Genomic DNA, 23,865 nt, shown 5'->3' with positions numbered 1-23,865 from the left:
TCTTTTTGTGGGCATGTTCGGCCAGGCCATGGCGCGTCACCGCCTGCCATTTACGCCCCATTCGCCGCCAAATAAGCGTGGTCGCGCAACACCGTCTGTAGGAAAGGGCCGTCCTGCAGTTCCGTTTGGATGCCGGTGATGGACTTTACCTTATTGGCCACTTCATTCAATAGCAAGTAGTTTTCTTGCTTGGAGCCGTAAAATAACAGCTTGCGAATCAGGGCAACGTCGTGGTCGGAAAGGGCGCTGGCTTGGCTGAACACGGGCTGGTAGCCGGACAGGGAGGCGGCGTCGACGGCCATGAGCGAGCTGTGGGTGGCGCGCTTCTTCAGGCTGATGACGGCCGTGCCGGCGGCAAGGTCACCAAGGCGCTGGCCCCGGCCGTTGAGCAGAATGGTCATCATCGCCCCCACACCAAACGTCATGACGATTTCGACGGGGCGCAGCAGCCAGCGCAGCACAAAGTCGCCGAGGCCGGCGCGGGTGCCGTCGAGGCGCACCACGCGCAAGTCGAGGGCTTTCTTGCCCAGGGTCTGGCCGTTGAAAAACACCTCACACGCCAGAAAATAAAAGGTGGTGGGCAGCAGCATGAGGTAAAAGCCTATCTGGCCGGTGCCGCCCAACCGTAGCTCGCGGTTGAGCACGCTCCAGGCAATGAACCACGTGGCGTATAACCCGTAGTCGATAAGCGAGGCCAGAATGCGGTCGCCCACGCTGGCGATTTCGACTTCGAGCGTGACGTTTTGGGTGGTGTGGATGCGGATGGTGCTCATAAGAAGGCGCGGTAGCGGGGCAGCGGCGGTATCGGAGTCGAAAAATACGTCGGAGGGGGCGTTCGTTGCGCATCGGGGCCGCGGCGACTTCGGCGCGGCTTGCTACCTTTAAGGCTCTAACCACGCCCCATGCGCGAAGCTCTTTTTTTGCGGCAAAACCAAGCCCGTTGGCAGCAGTACGAAACCCAACCGGCAACCAACCCGGATGAGCTCGCGGCGCGGTTTGTGGCCCTCACCGACGACCTGGCCTACGCCCAAACCTTCTACCCCGAGTCGCCGACCACGGCTTACCTAAACTCGCTGACCGGCAAGCTGCACCAGGCCATCTACAAGAACAAAGCAGAAGCCCGCGGGCGCTTTGCTCAGTTTTGGGCCCGGGAGCTGCCGCTCGTGGTGAGCCGCCACCACGCCGTGCTGGGGTGGTCGCTGGCGTTTTTTGCGCTGTGCACCGCGTTGGGGGCCCTTTCGGCCGCGTACGACGACACGTTCGTGCGCTCCATTCTCGGCGATGGCTACGTGAACGAAACGCTGGACAACATTCGCCGCGGCGACCCCATGGCCGTGTACAAACGCGAAGACGAAACGTCGATGTTCTTGTTTATTACCATCAACAACATTCGCGTGGCGCTGCTCACGTTTGCGGCCGGCATTGCCGCCGGGGTGGGCACGGGCTACCTGCTGTTTCGCAATGGCCTGATGCTGGGCGCGTTTCAATACTTTTTCTACCAGCAGCACGTGCTCAAGGCCTCGGTGCTCACCATCTGGATTCACGGCACGCTCGAAATTTCGTCCATCGTGCTGGCCGGCGGGGCGGGGTTTGTGATGGCCCGGGGCTTGTTGTTTCCGGGCACGTACAGCCGGGCCGAGTCGTTTCGGTACGCGGCGCGCGAGGGCGGCAAGCTGGCCATGGGCCTGGTGCCCATCTTCGTGCTGGCCGGCTTCCTGGAAAGCTTTGTAACGCGGCACACCGAAATGCCCATCGAGGCCAGCCTGGCCATCATTGGTGGGTCGGCGGCGTTTATCCTTTGGTATTTTGGGTGGTACCCCTGGCAGCTGCGGAAGCAGGGCGCCACCCTGGCCGAAACTACCCCGCTGCCCCGCTCTTAGTCTTAGAAATACCCCGTCAGAAGCTAGCCGTAGCCCGGCCTTTCCAGGGTAACCGACAATCAAACAATACCGTCTTGCTGCTTGCTTTTGACTGCTTACTTACCACCTTTTCTTTCACTGTCTGTTTATGCGCCTAAGCTTTACCCAAGAATCGGATTTCCGCCAACAACGGGATTTCGGGCAAAAAATATCGGCCACGTTTGAGTTCATCAGCGCGCACTGGCGGGGGTTGGGCCGGGCGCTGCTGTTCATTGTGGTGCCGGCCGCATTACTGCAAGGCATCTTGAGCGGCCTCATGCAAAAGGAATTGCTGCTGGCCAGCGCACGCCGAAACGGACGGGGCGGTGGGTTTCTGGGCAACCTGGCCCAAGCCGGTGAGCTGACGGGCTCGCCCTATTACTGGGTCAACATCGTGCTGGGCGCCACTTTCATCACCTTGCTGGTGCTCACGGTATACAGCTACATGCGCCGGTGCCTGCGGCCCACTCCTTCCCCCGAGCCCATCACCACGGGCGAGGTGTGGGCGGAAGTAAAAGCCCGGTTCCTGGAATCGTTTCTCTCCTACTTCGGCCTGGTGATTGTCATCATTGTTGGCTACTTTCTCTTCGTCATCCCCGGCATTTATTTGTCGGTGGTTCTCACCCTGTTCTACATCGTGCTGGTGATGGAGAACACCGGCTTTGGTGCCACCATCAGCCGCTGCCGCCAGCTGGCGCGGGGCAAGTGGTGGTCCACGCTCGGGCTGCTCTTCATCATGTTCATGATGCTGGCCATTTGCTCGGGCGTTATTGGCGGGGTGATTGGCGGCATCATTGGCGCTGTTGGCGGGTTGCTGGGCCTGAACCAAGGCGGCAGCGCCAGCTCGTTCCTGAGCGTGCTGGCCATTGCCACCTCCACCCTGACGGGACTGCTGTCGATGTTTTTTTATCCGCCACTGCTCATTGCCCTTGCCTTCCAGTACTTCAACCTGGTGGAGCGGCACGATGCCATCGGCCTGCGCAACCTGGTGGGCCAACTGGGCCAAGCGCCGGCGGCGGCGCCAACAGCCGCTGCCTACCGCCCCGACGAAGAAGGAGAATACTAGGCATTGGGGCACAGGAAACAAGTAGCAAGTAGTAGCCCATCAACTAAGCGGCTGCGCCGAAAACTTTACTTCCCTGCTAGTTAATTCTGACTACTCAACACCACTCATCGCCCCCAACCTTTTGCATTTTATCATCCCAGTGGCTTTTTTCTTGTTTCGGTTGCAGGTGATGGCGATGCTGCTGGTGCTGAGCGCGGCGCCGGCGGTGGCGGCGCCCGAGCCCACGCCCCCGGCCGTGACCCGCGCCCTGCCGCCCGACCAGGGCCCCGCCCCGCGCCTGCGCCAGCCCGACGCCGACCGCCTGCGGGAACTGCGCGGCCAACGGGAGTTTCAGTACGTGGAGCCGGTGGCCCGCGCCGAGCAAAGCGCCTGGGAGGCATTTAAGGCGCGGCTGTGGCGGGCCCTTGTCGAGTGGCTGAACAGCCGCAGCTACAGCCACTTTTGGCGCTGGGTATTCTACGCGCTGTTCCTGGGGGTTGGCGTGTTTGTGGTGCTCAAGCTGCTGCAAGTGGACCTGACGGCCCTGCTGGGCCGCACGCCGCGGCGCGCCAAGCTGGCCTACGACACCGCGGCCGAAAACATTCACGAAGTGGACTTTGCCACCCGGCTTGCCGAAGCCGAAGCCGCCGGCAACCTGCGCCTGGCCGTGCGCCTGGGCTATTTGCAGCTGCTCAAAGCCCTCTCCGACCGCGGCCTCATCCAGTGGCAACCCGACAAAACCAACCACGCCTACCTGGCTGAACTGCCCCCCACCGGGGCCCTGCGCGCCGATTTCCGGGAGATAACCCGGCAATTTGAGTTTGTGTGGTACGGCGAGGTGGCGCTGTCGGGGCCGCTGTACGAACGGGTGCGGGCCGGCCACCGCACTTTTCAGGGCCAGGTAGTGGGCACTCGTCGCGCCGCCTGATTTACTTTTTCATCGCCACCATGACATCTACTTTTCGCTGGTACGTAGTGGGGCTGCTGGCTTTGTTCAGCGGCTACGTGGCGCTGGAATATTACCGGCCCAAACCCGTGGACTGGCGCCCCACGCTCATCAACACGCACAAAATACCTTACGGCACCTACGTGCTGTACGACCAGCTGCCGCGCCTGCTGGGCAACGACACCGTGGAAACCATCCGCGTGCCCATTTACAACCAGCTCACCGGCACGCCCATGGAACTGACCGATGCCATGGCCCAGGCGCCCACCCGCATTGAAACCCGCGAGCCCGAAGCCCCCAGCGAAGCGCCGGAAACGTCTGAAGCGGAAGACTCCCCCGGGGAGGAAACGGACAGCGATGCCGTGGAAGTTGACACCACGGAAGCCTCTGCCAGCGGGTGGGCAACGGCCGACTCAGCTGCTTCGGCTACGGCACAAGACCCAACAGCTATGGCCAGCGAAGGCGAGGACGAAGAGGACGAAAGTGATGATGAAGAGGACTTTCTAAAAACCGGGGCCAACTACCTGTTCGTCAACACGCGCTTTCAGGCCACCACGACCGACGCCGCGACGCTGCTGCGCTTCGTGGCCAATGGGAACGACGTTTTCATGGTAGCCGAAGATTTTGGCGGCTCCAACTCTGCGTTTCTGGATACGCTGGGCGTGGGCACCCGCACCGTGACCCTGCCCGCCCACGCCGGGCCCCAGGGCTTGCCGGTGCTCGACTCGGTCACGCTGCATTTCACCAACCCTGCGTTGGCGGGGCCGCGCTACGTTCTACCGGGAGCCGACGCCAACGTGCGCTTCGAAGTCGACTCCGGCCGGGTGGGCCGCACCTTGGTGGCCGACGAAAAGGGCCAAGCCGCGCTGCTGCGCCTCGACTACGGCCGCGGGCACGTGTACCTGTGCTCGGTGCCCATTGCCTTCACCAACCAGTTTATGCTGCGGCCGGCCACGAGCCAGTTTGCCGCCACGGCCCTCTCCTACCTGCCCGCCCGCCCCGTGTGGTGGGACGAGTACCAAAAGCAAGGCCGCGTGGGCGACCAGTCGCTGCTGCGCATAGTGAAGGGCAGCGCGGCGCTCAACACCGCCTTTTACCTGTTATTGATTGGCGGACTGCTCTTTGTGCTGGTGGAAGCGCGGCGGCGGCAGCGCATCATCCCCACCATCAAGCCCCTGCCCAACACCACGCTGCTGTTCACGCGCACCGTGGCCAGCTTATATCGGCACGGCAGCAGTCACGCCCGCATTGCCGAGAAAAAAGTCGGTTTATTTATGGACTACTTGCGCACGCGCTTTCAGGAAACCAACCCTGATTTTGCCGACGCCGATTTCCGCGAACGGCTGAGTCAGAAATCAGGCCTGGCCAGGCCCCGCGTCGACGAGCTGCTGCGCCTAGTGAATTTTGCGCGCACCGCACCGCAAATGACTGACCAGCAACTCCTGCTTTTAAGCAGGGCGCTGAATGATTTCAAGCGGGAAGCTGGCCGCTAGTCTCTTTTTGCACTGAACCCAGAAACCTCGTTTTTACCAAATTGTACAATTCCCATAAAGTGGCTTTAGCAGCAATTTGATGCACTTTTTAGCTCCCGTTTCAACTCTTTTGGTGTTGTTCCCACCCATCATCAGCTTTCGGTTTTGCCGATGCTAACGGTTGAAAAGCTGAGGCTACTCATCCAGTGCAATTGGGATGAGGACCTGTTCGTGCGCAGCGCTTCGGTTCAACAAAAGGCATTGCTGGCTGGTCTCGACTGGGGCAAATATGCGAGCTTGCTGCAAGATTTGACACTGGTATCCAAAAAATTAGTTTCTCCCGAATACGCCCGCACCGTTCATCAGCAGCTGCTTGCGGCCTGCGCCGATGAAGCTACCGCTCAGACTTTTATTGGCTACGCCAGCACCTTGTAAATGGAAAACGATAACCTCGACCTCCCTTCGCCTACTTATTCCGTCGGCCCCCCGCCAGATGACCTGGCTCCTGCTACCACCCCGCAGGCAGCAGCTCCGGCCGCGGCAGACACCGCAGCGGCTGCGCCGGACGCCGTCTTTGCGCCGCGTACTGATTTTGCCCGGCTCACTACCCAAACGGAGGCCATTCGCGCCGAAATTGGTAAAATCATCGTCGGTCAGAGTGACCTATTGGAATTGCTGCTGACGGCCGTGCTGGCCGACGGCCACGTGCTGCTGGAAGGCGTGCCGGGCGTTGCCAAGACCCTCATGGCCAAGCTGCTGGCACGCACCTTGGAAGTACCCTTCAGCCGCATTCAGTTCACGCCCGACCTGATGCCGTCGGACGTGCTGGGCACGTCGGTTTTCCAGCAGAACAAAGCCGACTTTGAGTTTCGGCCGGGCCCCATTTTCGCCAGCGTGGTGCTGATTGACGAAATCAACCGCGCGCCGGCCAAGACCCAATCGGCCCTGTTTGAGGTGATGGAGGAGCGCACCGTGACGCAGGACGGCACCACCTACCCCATGGCGGAGCCCTTCCTGGTGCTGGCCACCCAAAACCCGGTGGAGCAGGAAGGCACCTACCGCCTGCCCGAAGCCCAGCTCGACCGGTTCCTGTTCAAGTTGCACGTGGGCTACCCCACCCTGGCCGAAGAAGTGCAGATTTTGTCCGGCCACCACGCCGGCCAGGGCAGCACCAACCTGGAAGCTGTGCAACCCATCCTCAGCGCTGCCGACTTGGCCGCGCTGCGCCAGCAAGTGCGCCAGCAGCGCGTGGAAGCCAACATTCTGGAATACATCGCCAAACTGGTGGGCCAGACGCGGGCGCACAAATCACTGTACCTCGGTGCGTCGCCCCGCGCTTCGCTGGCCTTGCTGAACGGCGCCAAAGCCTTGGCCGCGCTGCGCGGCCGCGACTTCGTGACGCCCGAGGACGTGCAGTTTCTGGCGCCCAGCGTGCTGCGCCACCGCATCATGCTCACGCCGGAGCGCGAAATGGAAGGCGGCACGCCCGATGAAGTGGTGAAGCAAATTATGCAGAACGTGGAGGTGCCGCGGTAAAACTGTCTGAACGAGGTAGAGACGCAACCCTTTGCGTCTCCGCGTCCGCACCGTCTGGGTGTGGTTCAGGCGCAATTTATTCAACGCCGAGACGCAAAGGATTGCGCCTCTGACCCGTCCAAAATAGTATATACCAAGGCCTTATGTTTTACTCCACCGCTTGGCTCCTTGGCCAGCTGGCGCAGGGTGCTCGCGTCAAGTACTCGTTTTTCTGGGGCCACCAGCCCAGCAAGGACGGCGTCGTCACCAAGTCTTGCCTTAGCCAATGGTGGCTGGCCGACTTTGTGGTTGATGGCGTCACCTATCGGTCTACCGAGCACTGGATGATGAGTGAAAAGGCTCGTCTTTTCCACGATGAGGAAGCTTTGGTTCGAATTCTTGCGGCCAAAAATCCGGCCGAGGCCAAGAAGCTGGGCCGGGAGATTCGAGGATTCGAGCCCGAAGCCTGGGAGGCGCACAAGGTAGACATCGTACGGACCGGCAACTTGCATAAGTTTGGCCAGCACAAGGATTTGTTGGAATTCCTGCTTTCGACCAACGACCGGGTACTGGTCGAAGCCAGCCCAGTGGATGCCATCTGGGGCATCGGCTTGGCTGCTGATTCTGCGGATGCCGAACACCCAGCCCGCTGGCAGGGCCCCAACCTACTGGGGTTTGCCTTAATGGAAGTCCGAGACCAACTGCGCAACTCATGACGCTTTTTCTTACTCCGCGCTTCTTCCTGGCTGTTGCCTTGCTGGCTACGGGCTTCGTGGTGGCGTTTTTTCTGCCTTGGCTGCTGGGACCGATGCAGATTGCGCTGGGCGTCTTCGTGGTACTGGCGCTGCTCGATGCGCTGCTGCTGTACTCGCCGGCCAAGAACAACGCCCCGCCCGTTTTTGGACGCCGCGTGATGGGCGATAAGTTGGCCAACGGCTCGGACAACGAACTGCAGATTTATGTGGAGAACAACTACCGCTTTTCCATTCAAACCGAGACCATTGACGAAATCCCGCACCAGTTTCAGCGGCGCGACGTGCTATTTCGGGCCACGGTGAAGCCCGGCGAAACGCAGGTGATAAACTACCAGCTGCGGCCCACCAAGCGGGGCGAATACGAGTTTGGGAGCGTGAACATCTTCGCCGCGTCGCCGCTGGGGCTGGTGCGCCGGCGCTTCCGCTTCGACCAGGGCCGGACCGTGCCGGTATACCCGTCATTTCTGCAAATGCGCCAGTACGAGCTACTGGCCATCCACAACCGCCTCACCGAGGTGGGCGTGAAGCGGGTGCGGCGGGTGGGCCACAGCATGGAGTTTGAGCAAATCCGGCCCTACGTGCCCGGCGACGACCCGCGCAGCATCAACTGGAAAGCCACGGCCCGCCGCACCGGCACCAGCGACACACTGGTCATCAACCACTTTCAGGACGAGCGGGCCCAGCAAGTGTATTGCCTCATCGACAAAGGCCGGGTGATGCGCATGCCTTTCGACGGCCTGAGTTTGCTCGATTACGCCATCAACGCCACGCTCGTGGTAAGCAACATTGCCCTGCTCAAGCACGACAAAGCCGGCCTGATAACCTTCTCGAACCGCCCCGGCGCCACCCTGGCCGCCGACCGCCGCCCCGGCCACTTGCTCAAGCTGCTGGAAATCCTTTACCGCCAGAAAACCAAGTACCTTGAAACCGATTTTGAGCTGCTCTACGCCACCGTGCGGGCCCGCATCAAGCAGCGCAGCTTGCTGGTGCTGTTCACCAACTTCGAGACCCTGCACGGCATGCAGCGGCAGCTGCCCTACCTGCGGCGCCTCGCCAAAGACCACCTGCTGCTGGTTATTTTCTTTGAAAACACCGAGCTGCGCGAATACCTGGACGCCCCGGCGGCCACCACGGAGGACGTGTACAACCAAACCATCGCCGAGAAATTTGCCCAGGAAAAACGCCAGATTGTGCTCGAACTGCAGCGCTACGGCATTTATTCCCTGCTGACCGCGCCTAAGGATTTGACAGTAAATACCATCAATAAGTATTTGGAATTCAAAGCTCGCGGGATGATTTAGCCCCTGGGCCACGGCTGCTACAAGGGCCTGGGGTGAGGCTTGGGCGAGTGTGGGAATTGCCGGTGGATGGCGTGGGCTATTTTTGTTTCTTGCGCCGAACCAGCCCGCTTCAGAACCCCAGAGTCCGTACTTTGCCTTGATGATGAGATTTTGGCTTTGTTTTGGTGGGTTGCTGGCGTGGTTGAGCCTGGCAACCCTCTCGGCACAACCCGTGCATACCCTGATGCCCGTGCCCAGCGAAATGCGCTGGGGCAAGGGCCGGCTAAACCTGAAAACGCCGCTGAAGCTGCAGCTACCCGCCACGCCCGACCCGGCCGTGCGCGACGCGGCCCGCCGCCTGCTCGCCCGCCTGCAGGGCCCCGCCGAGCCAGCCACCGGCCCCCTGCTGCAAATTCGCTACGGCCGCGTGGGCCAGCCCGAGAAGTTCGACGAGGAACGCTACAGCCTGCGCGTGACGCCCATGGGCGTGGCCATCGACGCGCCTACCAGCCTGGGCGTGCTGCGGGCCCTGGCCACGCTGGAACAGCTCCCCGTTACCGAGAAAAAACAGCGCTACTTGCCCGAGGTCGACATCCTGGACCAGCCGCGCTTTGTGTGGCGGGGGCTGTTGATTGACCCGGCGCGGCACTTTCTGCCGGTATCGGTCATGAAGCGCAACCTCGACGCCATGGCGGCCGTGAAGCTGAACGTGCTGCACTGGCACCTGAGCGACGACCAGGGCTTCCGGGTGGAAAGCAACGTGCTGCCGCGGCTGCACCAGGTGGGCGGCGCCAACGGCTACTACACCCAGGCCGAGGTGCGCGACGTGCTGGCCTACGCGGCGGCCCGCGGCATCCGGGTGGTGCCGGAGTTCGACGTGCCGGGCCACACCACCGCCTGGATTGCGGCCTACCCGCGCCTCGCTTCCAACGACTCAACCTACGGCGTGTCGCCCAAGTGGGGCGTGCTCAACATTGCCATCGACCCCACCCGCGAAACCACTTATTCGCTGCTCGATTCGCTGTTCACGGAAATGACGACGCTGTTTCCGGACCCGTATTTCCACGTCGGGGGCGATGAAAACGACGGGCGGCAATGGCGGCGCAACCCGCGCATTGTGGCGTTTATGCGCGAAAAAGGCATGGTGAAAGCCGACGGCAAAACCGTCGACAAGCACCAGCTGCAAACCTACTTCAACCGCCGCGTGCTGGCCATGCTGCAAAAGCGCGGCAAGACGATGATAGGCTGGGACGAAATCCTGGGCCCCGACTTGCCCAAGGAAGCCGTTATTCAAAGCTGGCGCGGCAAAAAGGGCCTGAACGACGCCGCCAAGCTCGGCCACCCGGTTTTGCTGTCCAACGGCTACTATATCGACCTCAACTTGTCGGCCGCCTCGCACTACGCCTCCGACCCACTGCCGGCCGACACGCCCCTCACCCCCGCCGAGCAGAAGCTGGTGCTGGGCGGCGAGGCAACCATGTGGACCGAATTTGCCGACTCCGTCATCATCGAATCGCGCATCTGGCCCCGGGCCGCCGCCGTTGCCGAGCGGCTGTGGTCGCCGCAAGCCACCACCCAGAACGTGGCCGACATGTACCGGCGCCTCGACGCCACGTCGGCCCGACTCGAAACGCTGGGCTTGCGGCACCGCAGCGTCCCCAGCGCCGCGCTGGTGCAGCTGGCCGGCTCGCCGGCCAGCGCCGTGCCCCTGCGCACCCTGGCCGAAGTGCTGGAGCCCGTGAAAGAGTACAAGCGCCACTTTCAGGGCTTCAAGTACACCACCCAAACGCCCCTAAACCGGCTGGTCGACGCCGCGCCCGCCGAGTCGGACGTGGCCCGGCGCTTTGCCGCGCTGGTCGACAGCGTGGTGCTGACCAACACGCCCGCGCCCGCCCGCACGGCTGCTACGCTGCGGCAGGTAAGCGCGCTGCGGGCGCAGTTGCAACGCTGGCAAGCCAACGACGCGCTGCTGCAGCCGCTGCTGTCGCTCAATCCTTCGCTGCAGGAATACGGGCCGCTTTCCACCCGCCTCTCGGCTGTGGCCACGTTGCTGCTGGAGCGCCTCACGCAGCTGCAGGCCGGCCAAAAAGCCCCGGAGGCGTGGTTGAAAAGTGCCCGCGCCACCCTGGACGCGGCCCAGGCGCCGGCCGGCCAAACCGAGTTGGCCATTGTGCGAGGTGCGCGCAAGCTGGTGGGCATTTAGGGCCGTGAGGAACCGCAAACGTGTTCGATTCTAGTCGCCTGCGCCTGCTTTTTCTTCGCGTGGCCCTGGTGTTGGCCGTGGCGCCGTTTCTGCTGCTGACGGCCTTCACCCAGCCCTTCTTCGATGACTTCCGCAACGCGTATTGGACGCGGGCGCACGGCACGTGGGGCGTGCAAAGCTGGCTGTTTGCAACGTGGACGGGCCGCTTCACTTCCACGTTTTTCATGACCGTGCTCAACCCCGTCACCTACGGCTGGCTGGGCGGCGTGAAGGCGGTGGCCGCCGCGCTGCTGGTGCTGCTGTGGGCCAGCATGGCGCATTTTCTGCGCGCCTTCTTTCGCACGGCGCTGCGAGGGCGGTGCTCCTGGGGCACGGCCGGGTGGGCTGCCGGCCTGCTGCTGGCGCTGTTCTGCAACGCGGCCCCGGCGCCCTTTTCCTTTCTGTACTGGTTTTGCGGGGCCGTTGCGTACCAAATTCCCCTCATTGGCCTGCTCAACTTCCTGGCCCTGGCGTTGCGAGCAGCCTGGGGGCCAGAGGCTGCCCGGTGGCGGAGTGCCGGTTGGGCTTGCGTTCCCCTGGTGCTGGCGCTGGTGGGCAATGAATTAACGCTCGTGCAGGCCGTGCCGCTGCTGGCCATGCTCGGCTACACCCTGCCGCGAGCCGAGCGGCCCAAATTGTGGCTGTGGCTGGCCGTGGGCGCTGCCGCCACGGCCGTGGCCGTGCTGGCTCCTGGCAATTGGGAGCGCGCCCGTGTCATGGCCCCGCCCGACCCGCTGCACACTTACCGCTGGCTGGTGCTCCTGCCGCGGGCCGCGTTATCTGCCGTACTTTTTCTGGCTAAACCCATGGTCTCGCTGAGCCTGTTGGCCGCAGCAGCTACGGGCGGGTGGCTGGGCTTCCAGCAAAGAGCCGCCGGGCAAGTGCTGTCCCTATCTCGCCGGCAGTGGTGGGCAGTGCTGGCGGCCTTTGGGGCATTATATGGCAGCGGCTTTGTGCTGTTTCGCTACCTGACGGTGGGCGCCCCGCTCATGCGGGCTCAGAATGAAATCCTGCTGGCAATGCTCATGGGAGTGGCCGCGCTGGGGTGGGTTGCGGGGCAGCAGTTCGCCCCGTCAGGGCACTGGCAGCGGCTCGGTGGCGGAGTTATCAGCTTATTGGTGGCTGCGCTGTTCAGTTTTGGCCACGTGCCCGAAGCCTGGCGGGAGCTGTGGGTCAGCGCGGCGCCGTTTGATGCGCAGATGCAGGCCCGCTTCGCCCGGCTTCGCACGGCGCGGCGGGTGGGCGAACCCGTGGTGGTACTACCGCCTCTGCGCCTGCCCTACGGGCGGGTGCTCGTGCCGCTGCGTCAGTTCAGCTCCGACATCGAATTTGACATTGACCTCACCACAGGCTGCGAAGGCAACATCAACGGCGTGATGGAACGCTACTTCGAGGTGCCTGACGTGTGCTGTGACGCTGCGCTTACTGAGGAATGAGGAGGAAAGAACAAGCCGACGGGCGGAATCGACCACCAGACCGATGCTGGCGCGCGTCTGTGACGCGTGCCGACTATGCGGGCGTTGAAAACGCCCCCGGCCGCGCCGTTTGGGAGTCGTTCGGGCCTCGTTCAGGCGGCGAGCCAGAGGCTCGAAACCAGTCGGCACGCGTCCCAGACGCGCGCCAGCACCGCCGGTAATAATCCTTCATTTCCCACTTCTCATTCCTCGTTAAGCCCAGCGCCTACTATCTTCCCGGTATTATGCAAGCAACCATTACCCAAGCCCTGGCGGCCCTCAACTTCACGGCCATCGACTTCGAAACCGCCAACGAGCGCCGGGCCAGTGCCTGCGCCGTGGGCGTGGTGCGCGTGCAAGGCGGGCAAATTGTGGAAACATTCCAGACGCTTCTGCGGCCCCGCGAGCTGCGCGTGGACTGGCGCAACTACCAGGTTCACGGCATTGCCGAAGCCCAGCTGCACGACGCGCCCACCATTGCCGACGTGTGGGAGGACTTGCTGCCCTACCTGCACTGCCAGCCCGTGGCGGCGCACAATTCGGCCTTCGACGTGAGCGTGCTGGAACACTCCCTGCGCGACTTCGGCATGCCCGTGCCCCCCTTCCATTGCCTGTGCTCGGTAAAGTTGTCCAAAGTGGCCTGGCCGCACCTCGAGCGCCACAAGCTGGACCACGTGGCCGCGCATTTCGGCATTCCGCTCAACCACCACGACGCGCTGAGCGACGCCCGGGCCTGCGCCGAAATTACCGTGCGGGCCTTGCAGTCGGACACGCCGCTGCCGCTGTGCTTCAAGCAGCGCGAGCTGACGGCTGGACTGGCTGCGCGGGCGGCGAAGATGGCCTATTCCCGCTTGGTTTAGGCAGCAGAGTGATACTTGTTTTCAGACCCTAAAACAGCACCGCCACCTGCATGCGGCCGGTGTGTACGGTGTTGAGGCCGCTGGCTTTGCGGCCGTCGTAGGCCAGCGTGATGTTCAGGCCGTTGCTGAGGCGCTGCTCCATGTTGAGGTTCCAGGTGAAGTTGCTGCCGGGGCGCAGGGCGTTGAGGATTTCGATGGCGACGAGCGAATTGGGGTTGGTGCCGTCGAAACGCACGCGGGTGTAGCGGGTGCCCGCCGTAACGGTGCGTTTGTTCACCTGACTGAGGCGCGTTTCGATGCCCAGTTCGTCGAAAATGCCGGGGTTGAGCTCGGCGTTTTCAATTTCCAGGGTGTTTTGCTTGCGGGTGTGCAAGTAGGTGCCGGTGAGGCGCAGCGAGGGCGTGGGCTGGTAGCTGATTTCGGGCTGGATGCTGTAAATCAGCAGGCGGTAGTTGCGGTTGAGCAGGTAGTCGCTGGTGGCCTCGCGGATGTCGCGCGCGCCGGTGATGCGGCCCGTGAACGAGGTGGCCAGGGTGCGCCGCACCAGCAGGCTCTGCGTGCTCAGGTTGCGCAGGTCCGAGCCTTGGGCGAGCAGGGTTTTCTGCTGGGTTTGCTGCACCGTGAACTCCGAGCCAAAGATGGGGTTGGAACGATTGAAATACAGCGTATTGCGCACCAACTGGTTGAAAGCCAGTAGTTGGGGGTCCTCTTTGTCGTAGCTGAAGGGGCTGAGGCGCGAAAGCAGCTTGGGGTCGGTGGTGCGGCGGTCCACGGTCACGCTGGTGAGGGTGGCAAACCGCGACACCACCGCGCGCCAACCGCCGGCTTCGCGCCAACCGCGCGGGGCCGCCGTGGTGAGGCGGTAGCCCAGCCGGTTGGTGAACGCCGTGATGTAGTCCAACGTGGGCAGGTACACTTTGATGTAGGTGCGAAACTGCGCATCCGGGGTTTGGGCCTCGAAAAATTCGTCCTTGTCCTGCTGGCCGTCGGCATCGGCGTCGCCGGCGTAGTAGTGCGTGCCCTGGCCCGCCGGCACGGCCAGAAACGAGTAGTCGCGCTTGAGCTCGCGGCCGGTGGCCACGCTGTAGTTGAGTTCGGAGCGAATCTGGTTTTGCAGCAGGTTCACGTTGTAAAACAACTGGCCCAGCACCGTGCGGTTGCGGGCCAGGCCCAGCGAATCCAAGTCGCGGTAGGTGGCCAGCAGGCGCAAGTCCTGGGTTTTGCCCAGGCGCGAAGCCAGCGTGCCCTGCCAGGTTTGGGCGGTGCCGCGCCGCTGCAGGGCGGTTTGCTCCGGGTTGGGCGTTTGGTCGCGGCGGTAGCTATAGTCGAGCCGAAACTGGGTGCGGGCCGAGTCGCGGCTTTGGATGAAGACGTTGTGCTCGTCGAAGTAATTGGCCGAGCGGATGGTGTCGGTGCTGGTGGAACTGACGCGGTTTTTGTCGAAGCGGTAGGCGTAGCCCGGCACGATGTTGCCGCCCACGAAGCGGCCGGTGGCTTCGCCCCGGGCCCAGTCGGAATGGAACCGGCCCGCGTCGGCATCGAGCACAAACAAGGAGCCGCGCAACTCCAGGTTGCCCAGCTTCTGGGCCGCATCCAGCCAGTGCTGCAGGCCTTGCACCTCGCCCGGGCGGTAGCGGCGGCTCAGGCGGTAGTTCACGTTGTTGGCCGCGTCTTTGGCCACGCCCACGCTGAAGTTGAAGATGTTGTCCGTGCGGGCCACTTGGCCGGTGGCGTTGCCCTGCACGGTGCTGGCGGCGCTCCAGTTGCGGTCAAATTCAATGTCGCGGTAGCGGTCAATCGGCGCAAAGCGCTTGCCGGTGTACTCGTAGTCCAGGGTGGAGCGCAGGCGGTAGCCCCGCAGCAGGCCCACGTTGAGCGCCGCGGGCAGCTCCCGGTCTTGCACCACGTAGCCCATACGCATGGCGCCGTCCTGGTCGCTGGCCGTCGAGAAGCGGTTGCGGTCGAGCCGCGAGCGGGCGGCGTCGAAAAACACCGTCATGCTGCTGTCCAGCTGGTAGCTCACGCCGCCGGTCACCATCTGCTTGAGCAGCGGCGTGGGAATGCGCCGGATGGGCCGGTAGCGCCGGCCCGGCCCCGAGGTCGCGTATTCGTACACGCGGCCGTTGCTGGTCACGTCGGTGTTGGTGGTGGACAAGCGGTACTCCCCGTTGCCCTCCCCCACGTCCGTAAACGACACCGAGTACACCACGCCCAGCGTGTCGGCCCCCACGGCGCGGGCGTAGCGCCCGGTCGTTGGGTCGCGGCGGTAGAAGACCTGCGTGCGGTTGTACGGAACCTGCACGGCGCCATCGGTTTCGCCAAAGGCCACGTTGCCGGCCTGCCGCAATTGCCTCCGTAAGGTGCTGTCGAGGCCGAGGTTGGGGGCGTTGTTGGGGTTGTCGGCTTCCTGGTAGAAGTTGCCGCGCACGCTCAGCTTGCCCAGCTGCTGGTAGTGGCTGGCGGCCACCAGCGAGCGGGCATAGTTGAGGTCCGAGTACTCGAAATCAATCTTAATCCGGGAGTTGCGGGTGATGAGGTGGCGCGGCGTAAACGTGACCTCGGCCAGGTTGTAGTCGATGGTGTAGTCGGCGTCGAAGCCCCGGGTTTGCAGCCGGCCATCCAAATACACCCGCTCCGAGTTGGCCAGCACGATGATGAACTGCTCGCCGTTGGGCCCGTTGAGGCGGTACGGCCCCTGCACGTTCTCGATGGGCGGCACGTCGATGCTCGCAAACTTTCCCTTGGCCACGCCGCCCGCCACGGTGGTCGAGGAGCGCCACACCAGCCCCTTGCGCACGCCCGCATCGGTGACGACGGCTCCGGTCACGGCTCCCGTTACGGCTGCGGTGTCCCCCTGCAGCGATGGCAAGCCGACGCCGTTGGGTGCTTGCCGGTTGGGGTCAGTGAGTTGGGGCTGGCTGATGGCCGGCGGGTTGAGCGTAGCCGGCGACGGCCCCGCAGGCAAGCCGCTGGGCACCTGGCCAGGCTGCCCGCCCAAAAACACGGCATTCGACACGCCCGGCGCGGCCCCCAGCCCCGACAACCCCACCAGCGGCGGGCCAATATTGGCCTCAGCAGCGGCACCCTGCACGTTTTTGTAGTAGCGCAGGAAGTAGTCGGGCTTGTTGCGCAGCACCACGTCGCCGGCGGTCAGGTTCCAGTTGGGGTTGATGAGGGTGAGGTATATCTTGTCGAACTGCTGCAGCTGCTGGGTGTTGCCCTCGGGCTGAAACGGCACGTTCTGGTCGCTGATGGCGGCCGTGAGGTGAATGTTTTCCGCCAGCTGCCCTTCCAGCTGCAGGTTTAGCGCGGAGTTCACAAACACGTTCTGGGTATTGCCAAAGCTGATGCCCCGCGCCAGGTTACCGGTTTTGTTGATGCCCGGCGTGCTCAGAATCTGCTCCTTCACCGAGAAATCGTCGAACCGCATGGCATCGCGCCGAAAGCTCAGGCTGTCCATCAGGCCAATGGGCCGGCGGTAGCGCGCCGCCGACAACCGCAGCGGCAGCACCCGGTAGCACACCTCCAACGAGTCGGGCAGCGGCGCCCCGGTGCTGTCGCGCGGGGCAGGCCGAATCCAGCGAAACTGCTCAGTGCGCCCGTCGTAGTCCAGGCCGCGCCCGCCGGCCAGCACCGAAGACGGCACCACGGTCAGCGTGTCGGGCAGGGCAAAATACGTGGTGTCGCGGCCCGCCTCCAGCCGCACGTAGCGGCACCGCCGGGTACTAGGTGGCGGGGCCTCGCCCCTGGGTGCGGGGCGCACCTGCGCCGCGGCCCAACCGCTTACCACCATCAGCGCCGCAACCAGCAGGCCCGCAAAGGGAAAGCACAGGCGTAAACGACGAATCATGCAGTAAAGGTCGGGTTTACCAGGTAACGGGAGAAGCTACGCTTTCGTGCCTGAAATGCAGGGCAACCCATTACCCCGCCAGCGGCAGCTCGATGAAAAAATCCGTTCCCGTGCCCACTTCCGTCTCAAACCAGATTTGGCCCCCAGCGCTCTCGATGCCGCGCTTGGCCACGGCCAAGCCAATGCCCGAACCGGTTTCCTTGGTGGTGAAATTCGGCACGAATACTTTTTCGCGCACTTCGTCGGGAATGCCGGCGCCGTTGTCGCGGATGGCCACGCGTACGCGGCTGCCGTTGGCCGGCACCAACGACACGTCGATGTGCGGCTCGCGGCCGGCCGGCACGGCCTGGCGGGCGTTTATCAGCAGGTTGTTGAAGGTGCGCACCAGCAGGTTCTCGTCGGCGAACACCACGTAACGGCCGGTTTCGGCATCGGGCGGCAAGTGCAGCTCCAGGGCGCCATCGGCGGCATCGGGCTGGTGCAGAGAGGCGCAGCGGCGCAGCACAGCGGCCACGTCCAGCCGCTCGGGCCGCATGGCCGGCAGGTTGGTGAAGGTGCTGAACGAGGTGGCGATGTCGCTCAGCACGTCGATTTGGGTGATGAGTGTTTGGGAAATGCGCCCGATGAGCTCCTCCGCGTTGGGGCGGCGCTCGGCAATGGCTTTTTGCAGGAATTGCAGGCTCAGCTTCATGGGCGTGAGCGGGTTTTTGATTTCGTGGGCCACCTGCCGGGCCATTTCGCGCCAGGCGGCTTCCTTTTCCTGGGCGGCAAGCTCGCGCTTGCTGGCCTCCAGCTTGGTGAGCATGGCGTTGTACTCGCGCACCAGCAGGCCGATTTCGTCGTCGGAGCTGCGGTAGTCCAGCAGCTCGTTTTCACCCGTCAGGGTGGTCTGTGTCAGCTTTTCGGTGATGAGCTTGAGGGGCGCCGTGAGCTGCCGCGCCGCCACAAACGCCAGCCCCAAAAACAGCAAGAACATCAGGGTGAAGATGTTGAGAATGGTGCTAAACAGCTCCGTGAGCTTGGTATTCAGCTCCTTCTCCGAATCAAAAAACGGAATGCCGATGTAGCCCAGGATGGGGCCCGTGGGCAGGGCCGTGTCGTCGCTGGCACTAGCATCGGCTGATTGCCGGGTGACCGGTCTAATTTTGGCGCTTGACGATGGAGCGGCAGGGCCGTTTGCGATGCTGTGCCCGCCCAAATCGGCCACCACCTCCTCTCCCACCCCGGCCCGTACGGGCAGGTACAGGGCATTGAAGGAGAGCGACCCGGCGCGCTCCGTGAGCAAGGCGCGCGGCCGGTTGCGCTCGCGCAGGTCCACCACGGCTTGCGGGTTCAGCAGCGGGCCCAGCAAGCCCGCGTCGAAGATGAGCGGCTGGCTGCTGGCCAAAAAATCGCCGTGCGCGTCGTAAAGGTTGAGGTCGGTTTCGGTGAGCGAAGCCACATTTTTAGCCAACGCGGCCAGCGTGGGGCGTGCCGTGCTATCAGACAGCAAATGCCGCTGGCGCCGCAGGCTCTCGAGGGCCAACTGGCCGCGCCGCTCGTAGGTGCGGGCCAAATCGCGCTGGTAAGAAGCAATGAGCTGACTGGCCGTGGCCACGCTCACCACCAACAGCGGCACCACAATGCCCACGTTCAGCAATAGCTGGATTCGGGTACTGAAGTTGAGGCGCAGCCGCGGCGCAGCTTGCCCCCGGCTCAGCAACACCAGCCCGCTTACCAGCAGCCACACCAAGGACGAGAGCAGAAACTGGAACGAGAAGTTGGCCAGCCAGTCGCCCGGCGAATACGTGGCGGTGGTCACCACCACTATCCGGTCTTGGGAGCCCTGCACGGCGTAATGGTGGTAGCCCCGGCGGCTGATGCCGCTTTCGTAGAGGCGGGGCTCGCCCAGCAGCGCGGCCGGCAAGCGGTTGGCGTAGTCAAAATCGCCCTCGCTGTACACCAGCCGGCCGTGGTTGTAGCCCGCGTAGCTAAGCTCGGTGGCCAGCGCGGGCTGAAAGAATTTTTGGTCGACGAGCAGCTCTGGCAACACGCTGTAGGTGGTGAGTTTCTTGAGCGTAAGCTCCACCCGCACCCCTCCCAAGGGAAGGCCAAAACCGTTGACCCGCGTACCCGGCACCGTGATGTGCGCCACGTAGCGCCGCGAGCTAAACGGGTTTTCGGAGTGAACCAGGTAAACGCCTTGCTGGGCCGTGGGCGTGGCAATGCGCTCTAGCTCGGTGCGCGCGACCACTAGGTTGGGCGTACCTGGCACGGCACCCAACGGGTCGCCGGCTTCGTCGTAGAGCGTGATGCTGCTTTCGTATTTATCAAAATACTCGCCCAAGTACTGCCGGGCAATTCGTTCGCGCACGGCTTCGGGCTGCCCAAAAGCGGCGGAGAGGGAGCGCCGCACAAAGGGGTCGGCCGCGATGGCTCGCATCTGCACGCCCAACAAGTATTCACCCTCCAGGTCGTTATCGATTAGCAGGTTGCCCGCCAGCCGCTGCTTGTCCACCAGCAGCTGCTTCTCAAAGTGTGCGTACAGCGCCAGGGCGCCCGTGGCCGACGTGAGCGCCAGCAGCAAAACGATGAGCACCGAGGCCTGGTAACTGCCGGTTGTAGGGGCCACCCGCAGGTTTGCGGCCCGCACCAACGCCGCAAACAGCAACAACACCGCGGCCAGCAACAGCCAGGGCAGCCCCCAGGCCAGGCCCGCACCCAGCACCGGGACGGCCGCCAGGGCCGGGCCCAGCAACAACATTCGCCGCGAAACGTGCTGGAGCAAGGCGCCGGCCAACTGCGTCAGGCCAAAAAAGCCGACCAGCCACGCGGCGGTGTGCATGAGCACCGCCAGCGCCAGCAGCACCCAAAACCCGGTTATCTGCAGGTTGCGGGTGACGTCCAGGCTGAGCTGTGTGCTGCCAAAAGCCGTGGTGTAGTACGTGAACAGCAGCGCCGACCAGCCGCAGAAAGCAGCCCCAATGGCCGCGACCGCCACAGCCTGCCCCGCAGGCGTACGCGGCACCCACACGCGTGCCAACACGCGCTGCTGCTGCCACAGGGCCGCTGCTCCCGCCGCCGCCAGCAGGGCCATGCCCGCGTTGAGCAGCAAGTCGCCCAGCGTAGGCGCCCACCAAGAAGCCGCGTAAACCCGGGGGTCGAACAACGCCAATTCAATAAAAGAGTACGGCAGGCCCTGATAGAGCAAGGTGGCCCGCAGCACCAGCAGCGGCAATACCAAGGCCGTTATGGCCGCCGTGGGACGGCCCGCCCGCCACCAGCGCAGTGCCAGCAGCAGCCAGCCCGCCGCATACAGCAAGCTGCCCAAGGCCAAGAGCGCAAGTGGGACGTATTGCCCGGTAAGAGGGTTGGGCTGCAGGCGTTTGATGGAGAACAAGTAGCGACCTTCGGCCGACTCGAAGCGCCCGCCGCTGGCGGTGCTGTCGGCAGTTATTTGCAGCTCTAGCCCCCGGAACAGTCCTTTTTCGCCGCCTTCCCGCAAGTACCGATTGCTGATGCGGTATTTCCGCTCCAGGGGAACGTAAGTAAGGATTACAAAGCGGCCGGCGGGGCGACGCAACAGCAAAAAATGCCCAACCGGGCTTTCCACCAATTGCTCGGTAGCGGTGCCGTTGGCTTCGTTTTCGGGTCGTAACGTAGCATCCGACCAGTAGCGCAGCACGTTGTTTTCCAGTACGCATACCGGGTAGGTGGTTTGGGTGAGCAGCTCGCGGAAGCTGTAATTCCCTTTTGCCAGCTGCGCGGCCACGGTATCAGCTTCCTGATGAGCGGTGATTTCGGCCTCCCGCACCAGTTGCCGCAGCCGTTTGAGGTCGGTGCGCTGCACCACGCCAGGCGTTTGCGCATAGCGACTAGCCAAATAGCCCCCGCCAAAACAAATCGCAGCCGCGAGCAGCAACAGCCAAGGCAAACGACGCCACGCGGGAAGTTGAATCACAGAGTTGCCGGGGTTAGAAAGCAAGCGCAAAAATGAAGGTCATTGGGAAACTGGGGCCTCAACTCAAAGGCAATCATGGTTCGAGTAAATACCAGTAACCACGACAAAAGTCGAATAACGGTAGATTTTGCTGCACTGCTGCTGAGCTACCCGTTTAACCTATCGTCTTTACAAACAGGCACCCTGCAAAATCCAAGCCTAACGAAAAATGCCGCCTTGCGGCGGCATCATTTTCCGAAAAATAGATTCATGGCATCTACTTGAACGATTTGCCGTTGCGAGGCCCAAAACAAGACCCGCCGAATGCGTAAAGCATTACCGCCGGGGCAAATCGAAACATAAAAGTAGTTAGAGCCAATACCGCCGCGTAAACCCACGCGTCGGGGTCATGGCCCAAAAAGTACGGCAGCCCCTTCCTAGGGCGAGCAACGCCAGCAGCGAAGACTGCGGAACGGCCACTACTTCTTAGGAGCCACTTTGGGATGCGTCCGGCGGTACCAGAAATACCCGATGGCGCCCATCAGCAGGTAAGGCACGGTCATCATGTACACAATGCCTTTGTTAAGGCCCGCCACGTCGTAGTCGTCACGCTCTTGGCGCGCCGACTCTACCTGCGACTTACACATGACGCATTGCGCACTAACCGCCATCGGAGCGAGGCTTAGCAATACGCCCAGGAACAAGGCAAAAAAGGTCTTTTTCATATTGATAGAACACTAGGGCTGAAGCAAAGTTTCCGCGGAGCATGACAGACTCCGCGGGATTACGCTAGGCGTAATACGGGGCAATCATAAAGTACACAATTACGCCCGTAACCGAGACGTACAGCCAGATGGGAAACGTCCAACGGGCAATAGACTTGTGCTTGGTATATTGGCCCGTGAGCGCAAAATACAGCGTGAATAACACCAAGCCCACCGTTACTATCGCCAACGCAATGTGCGAGAGCAACAGGAAGAAGTACACGTACCGGGCCGCACCAACGCCCCCAAAATGCGTGCTATCCACTTGCGAATGGTACGCCACGTACGACAGCAGAAACAACCCACCGAGCGCAAAGGCCGTGCCCATGGAAGCCCGATGCGCCAGCACATTTTTCTGCCGAATGAAGTAGAAACCCACCAGCAGCGCCACCGCCGTCAGCGAATTCAGGGCCGCGTTGACGGCCGGTAGCGAGCGGAGGTACACGTCGGCCCCATCTATTTTGAACAGGCCTTTGAAGTAGAAAAGCACGGCTACCAGCAAAGGCACCACCACACCCAGTGTACCAAGGATGATTTTGTAGCGCGTGTAGTCGCCGGCGGCCAGCACCGGGGGGTGCAATTGTTCAGTGGGGGTGTTCATAATCGTAGAGCTGCACGGTAATCTCCGTGAGTAATCGGTCTATTTCGCGGCCATCGGTACCGTCGTAGATACCGCGCACTTGCCGCTGGTTGTCAACTAACAACAAGCGGCCGGCGGGGATGTTGGCGGTATAAACGGCCCCGGGCAACCGCTTGGGGTCGCTCGTGAGCCGGAACTCCCGTTGCGTCAGCCGGCGCAGCGTGTCGGGGGGGCCAGCGAGGAAAAACCATTTCCCGGCAATCGTGCCGTACTGCTCGGCCAAGCGTGTCAGGGATGCATCTTCCTTTTTGCCGCCGTCCAATACAAACGTCACCAGGCGCACTCTTGGTTCTTTCCGGAATTTCTCCTGCACCCGCAGCAATGCCCGGGCCACGCTGGCACTGGCAGCGTCGTCGCCGTAGAATTGGGCTATGTACAGCCCTTTGCTCAACTCTTCGCTGCTCACTTCGCGGCCCGTAGAGGCCGGCAGTCGGAACGGCGCGATTTGGTGGAAAACAGTATCGCGCCGCCACATCCCCCCTACCTGCGTGGAATCCACGCGGTCGGGCAGGTAAGTGGGCAGCGCGTAACGGTTGGTGCCGAAGCTGAAGAGAAACAGAAAAGCCAGTACCGGCACCAATAGCAGCAGCCCCAGCAATAGGGTTTGGCGGGGCCGCATCGGCTATTTAAACATGTTTTGCAGCACTTCGCCGACGTAGGAACCTTCGGTTACCAGGGCCACCAGCAACCACACCAGCAAAGAGGTAGGCACCAGAATGGTCCAAATCAAGCCTTTGGTCTCATGCTTCAAGTGCATGAACTCTCCCACAATGAAGAAGGCCTTCAGGATGGTGAGAACGATGAAGATGCTGTTGCGTAAGGTGCCTGCATCCATAAAGAACACAAATACGAATTCTACCGCCGTAATAGCGACGAGGATGAGAAAGGTTTTCCAAATCCAACCGGTGTTCGGCTTGGCAATTTCGCCGGGGGCGAGTTCTTGGTCAGTGGTTGCGTGCGCGGCCATTTTGTTGGGTTATGAGTTGTGAATTATGAGTTTCGGATTGAACAGGTTGTAATCTGGACAACCCCAATCGGTCACTCTTAACTCATAAAATAAGGATTAAACAAGGTAGAAGAAGGTGAACACAAATACCCACACCAAGTCCACAAAGTGCCAGTAGAGGCCGATTTTTTCAATCATCTCGTAGTGGCCACGCTTATGGAACGTGCCGTTGGTGGTGGCAATGAAACACCACACCAGCAAGCAGACACCTGAGAACAC

General features: G+C 62.5%; 19 protein-coding genes. 11 read left to right on the top strand and 8 right to left on the bottom strand.

What is annotated here, in order from left to right; genetic code table 11:
* Window positions 1–50: 50 nt before the first annotated feature.
* Window positions 51–773 (bottom strand): RDD family protein, encoded by a 723-nt coding sequence (locus tag VF629_RS11930; RefSeq protein WP_331058708.1) that lies wholly within the window; start codon window positions 771–773, stop codon window positions 51–53.
* Window positions 774–902: 129 nt separating this feature from the next.
* On the opposite strand from VF629_RS11930, the gene VF629_RS11925 reads away from it, so the two are divergent.
* The 11 genes from VF629_RS11925 to VF629_RS11875 all read left to right on the top strand — a co-directional run bounded on the left by VF629_RS11925 (window position 903) and on the right by VF629_RS11875 (window position 13,467).
* Window positions 903–1,880, top strand: a complete 978-nt coding sequence (locus VF629_RS11925; protein WP_331058707.1) for a stage II sporulation protein M — start codon at window positions 903–905, stop codon at window positions 1,878–1,880.
* 127 nt (window positions 1,881–2,007) lie between these two features.
* Window positions 2,008–2,964 carry a hypothetical protein gene (locus VF629_RS11920; RefSeq protein WP_331058706.1) on the top strand — a complete coding sequence of 319 codons (957 nt, stop codon included), beginning with the start codon at window positions 2,008–2,010 and terminating at the stop codon, window positions 2,962–2,964.
* 121 nt (window positions 2,965–3,085) lie between these two features.
* Window positions 3,086–3,871 (top strand): DUF4129 domain-containing protein, encoded by a 786-nt coding sequence (locus VF629_RS11915; protein WP_331058705.1) that lies wholly within the window; start codon window positions 3,086–3,088, stop codon window positions 3,869–3,871.
* A 20-nt stretch (window positions 3,872–3,891) separates the two neighbouring features.
* On the top strand, window positions 3,892–5,382 hold the full coding sequence (locus tag VF629_RS11910; protein ID WP_331058704.1) for a DUF4350 domain-containing protein: 1,491 nt from the start codon (window positions 3,892–3,894) through the stop codon (window positions 5,380–5,382).
* Between the two features lie 150 nt (window positions 5,383–5,532).
* Window positions 5,533–5,796: a hypothetical protein gene (locus VF629_RS11905; protein ID WP_331058703.1), complete on the top strand. Its 264-nt coding sequence runs from the start codon at window positions 5,533–5,535 to the stop codon at window positions 5,794–5,796.
* Window positions 5,797–6,897: a MoxR family ATPase gene (locus VF629_RS11900; protein WP_331058702.1), complete on the top strand. Its 1,101-nt coding sequence runs from the start codon at window positions 5,797–5,799 to the stop codon at window positions 6,895–6,897.
* Window positions 6,898–7,040: 143 nt separating this feature from the next.
* Window positions 7,041–7,592 carry an NADAR family protein gene (locus VF629_RS11895; protein ID WP_331058701.1) on the top strand — a complete coding sequence of 184 codons (552 nt, stop codon included), beginning with the start codon at window positions 7,041–7,043 and terminating at the stop codon, window positions 7,590–7,592.
* On the top strand, window positions 7,589–8,932 hold the full coding sequence (locus VF629_RS11890; protein WP_331058700.1) for a DUF58 domain-containing protein: 1,344 nt from the start codon (window positions 7,589–7,591) through the stop codon (window positions 8,930–8,932). Before VF629_RS11895 ends, VF629_RS11890 begins: the two co-directional genes overlap by 4 nt.
* A gap of 211 nt (window positions 8,933–9,143) precedes the next feature.
* Window positions 9,144–11,114, top strand: coding sequence for a beta-N-acetylhexosaminidase (locus VF629_RS11885; protein ID WP_331058699.1), 1,971 nt, complete (start codon window positions 9,144–9,146; stop codon window positions 11,112–11,114).
* A gap of 20 nt (window positions 11,115–11,134) precedes the next feature.
* Window positions 11,135–12,589 (top strand): DUF6056 family protein, encoded by a 1,455-nt coding sequence (locus tag VF629_RS11880; protein ID WP_331058698.1) that lies wholly within the window; start codon window positions 11,135–11,137, stop codon window positions 12,587–12,589.
* A gap of 263 nt (window positions 12,590–12,852) precedes the next feature.
* Window positions 12,853–13,467: a 3'-5' exonuclease gene (locus tag VF629_RS11875; RefSeq protein ID WP_331058697.1), complete on the top strand. Its 615-nt coding sequence runs from the start codon at window positions 12,853–12,855 to the stop codon at window positions 13,465–13,467.
* A gap of 28 nt (window positions 13,468–13,495) precedes the next feature.
* Here VF629_RS11875 and VF629_RS11870 read toward each other — a convergent pair whose 3' ends face one another.
* The 7 genes from VF629_RS11870 to VF629_RS11840 form a co-directional block, all read right to left on the bottom strand.
* Window positions 13,496–17,317 (bottom strand): hypothetical protein, encoded by a 3,822-nt coding sequence (locus VF629_RS11870; RefSeq protein WP_331058696.1) that lies wholly within the window; start codon window positions 17,315–17,317, stop codon window positions 13,496–13,498.
* 70 nt (window positions 17,318–17,387) lie between these two features.
* Window positions 17,388–21,257 carry a HAMP domain-containing sensor histidine kinase gene (locus VF629_RS11865; protein ID WP_331058695.1) on the bottom strand — a complete coding sequence of 1,290 codons (3,870 nt, stop codon included), beginning with the start codon at window positions 21,255–21,257 and terminating at the stop codon, window positions 17,388–17,390.
* A gap of 458 nt (window positions 21,258–21,715) precedes the next feature.
* Window positions 21,716–21,961, bottom strand: coding sequence for a hypothetical protein (locus tag VF629_RS11860; protein ID WP_331058694.1), 246 nt, complete (start codon window positions 21,959–21,961; stop codon window positions 21,716–21,718).
* A gap of 64 nt (window positions 21,962–22,025) precedes the next feature.
* The gene (locus tag VF629_RS11855) at window positions 22,026–22,601 is read right to left on the bottom strand and encodes a DUF420 domain-containing protein (protein ID WP_331058693.1); all 576 of its coding nucleotides are present in this window, start codon (window positions 22,599–22,601) and stop codon (window positions 22,026–22,028) included.
* Window positions 22,585–23,259 (bottom strand): hypothetical protein, encoded by a 675-nt coding sequence (locus VF629_RS11850; protein ID WP_331058692.1) that lies wholly within the window; start codon window positions 23,257–23,259, stop codon window positions 22,585–22,587. The genes VF629_RS11855 and VF629_RS11850 overlap by 17 nt, the downstream gene beginning before the upstream one ends.
* A 3-nt stretch (window positions 23,260–23,262) precedes the next feature.
* Window positions 23,263–23,607, bottom strand: coding sequence for a cytochrome C oxidase subunit IV family protein (locus VF629_RS11845; RefSeq protein WP_331058691.1), 345 nt, complete (start codon window positions 23,605–23,607; stop codon window positions 23,263–23,265).
* 96 nt (window positions 23,608–23,703) lie between these two features.
* Window positions 23,704–23,865, bottom strand: a 162-nt coding sequence (locus tag VF629_RS11840; RefSeq protein ID WP_331058733.1) for a cytochrome c oxidase subunit 3, incomplete at its 5' end; no start/stop codon positions are given.

It is taken from the genome of Hymenobacter sp., assembly GCF_036388155.1.
Lineage (GTDB): Bacteria > Bacteroidota > Bacteroidia > Cytophagales > Hymenobacteraceae > Hymenobacter.
This window is presented reverse-complemented; position numbering and strand designations above follow the sequence as displayed.

Coding starts and splice junctions, on each gene's coding strand:
- VF629_RS11875 (WP_331058697.1), top strand. CDS start 12,853: ATGCAAGCAACCATTACCCAAGCCCTGGCGGCCCTCAACTTCACGGCC.
- VF629_RS11850 (WP_331058692.1), bottom strand. CDS start 23,259: ATGCGGCCCCGCCAAACCCTATTGCTGGGGCTGCTGCTATTGGTGCCG.
- VF629_RS11855 (WP_331058693.1), bottom strand. CDS start 22,601: ATGAACACCCCCACTGAACAATTGCACCCCCCGGTGCTGGCCGCCGGC.
- VF629_RS11925 (WP_331058707.1), top strand. CDS start 903: ATGCGCGAAGCTCTTTTTTTGCGGCAAAACCAAGCCCGTTGGCAGCAG.
- VF629_RS11860 (WP_331058694.1), bottom strand. CDS start 21,961: ATGAAAAAGACCTTTTTTGCCTTGTTCCTGGGCGTATTGCTAAGCCTC.
- VF629_RS11895 (WP_331058701.1), top strand. CDS start 7,041: ATGTTTTACTCCACCGCTTGGCTCCTTGGCCAGCTGGCGCAGGGTGCT.
- VF629_RS11900 (WP_331058702.1), top strand. CDS start 5,797: ATGGAAAACGATAACCTCGACCTCCCTTCGCCTACTTATTCCGTCGGC.
- VF629_RS11890 (WP_331058700.1), top strand. CDS start 7,589: ATGACGCTTTTTCTTACTCCGCGCTTCTTCCTGGCTGTTGCCTTGCTG.
- VF629_RS11870 (WP_331058696.1), bottom strand. CDS start 17,317: ATGATTCGTCGTTTACGCCTGTGCTTTCCCTTTGCGGGCCTGCTGGTT.
- VF629_RS11910 (WP_331058704.1), top strand. CDS start 3,892: ATGACATCTACTTTTCGCTGGTACGTAGTGGGGCTGCTGGCTTTGTTC.
- VF629_RS11905 (WP_331058703.1), top strand. CDS start 5,533: ATGCTAACGGTTGAAAAGCTGAGGCTACTCATCCAGTGCAATTGGGAT.
- VF629_RS11920 (WP_331058706.1), top strand. CDS start 2,008: ATGCGCCTAAGCTTTACCCAAGAATCGGATTTCCGCCAACAACGGGAT.
- VF629_RS11930 (WP_331058708.1), bottom strand. CDS start 773: ATGAGCACCATCCGCATCCACACCACCCAAAACGTCACGCTCGAAGTC.
- VF629_RS11845 (WP_331058691.1), bottom strand. CDS start 23,607: ATGGCCGCGCACGCAACCACTGACCAAGAACTCGCCCCCGGCGAAATT.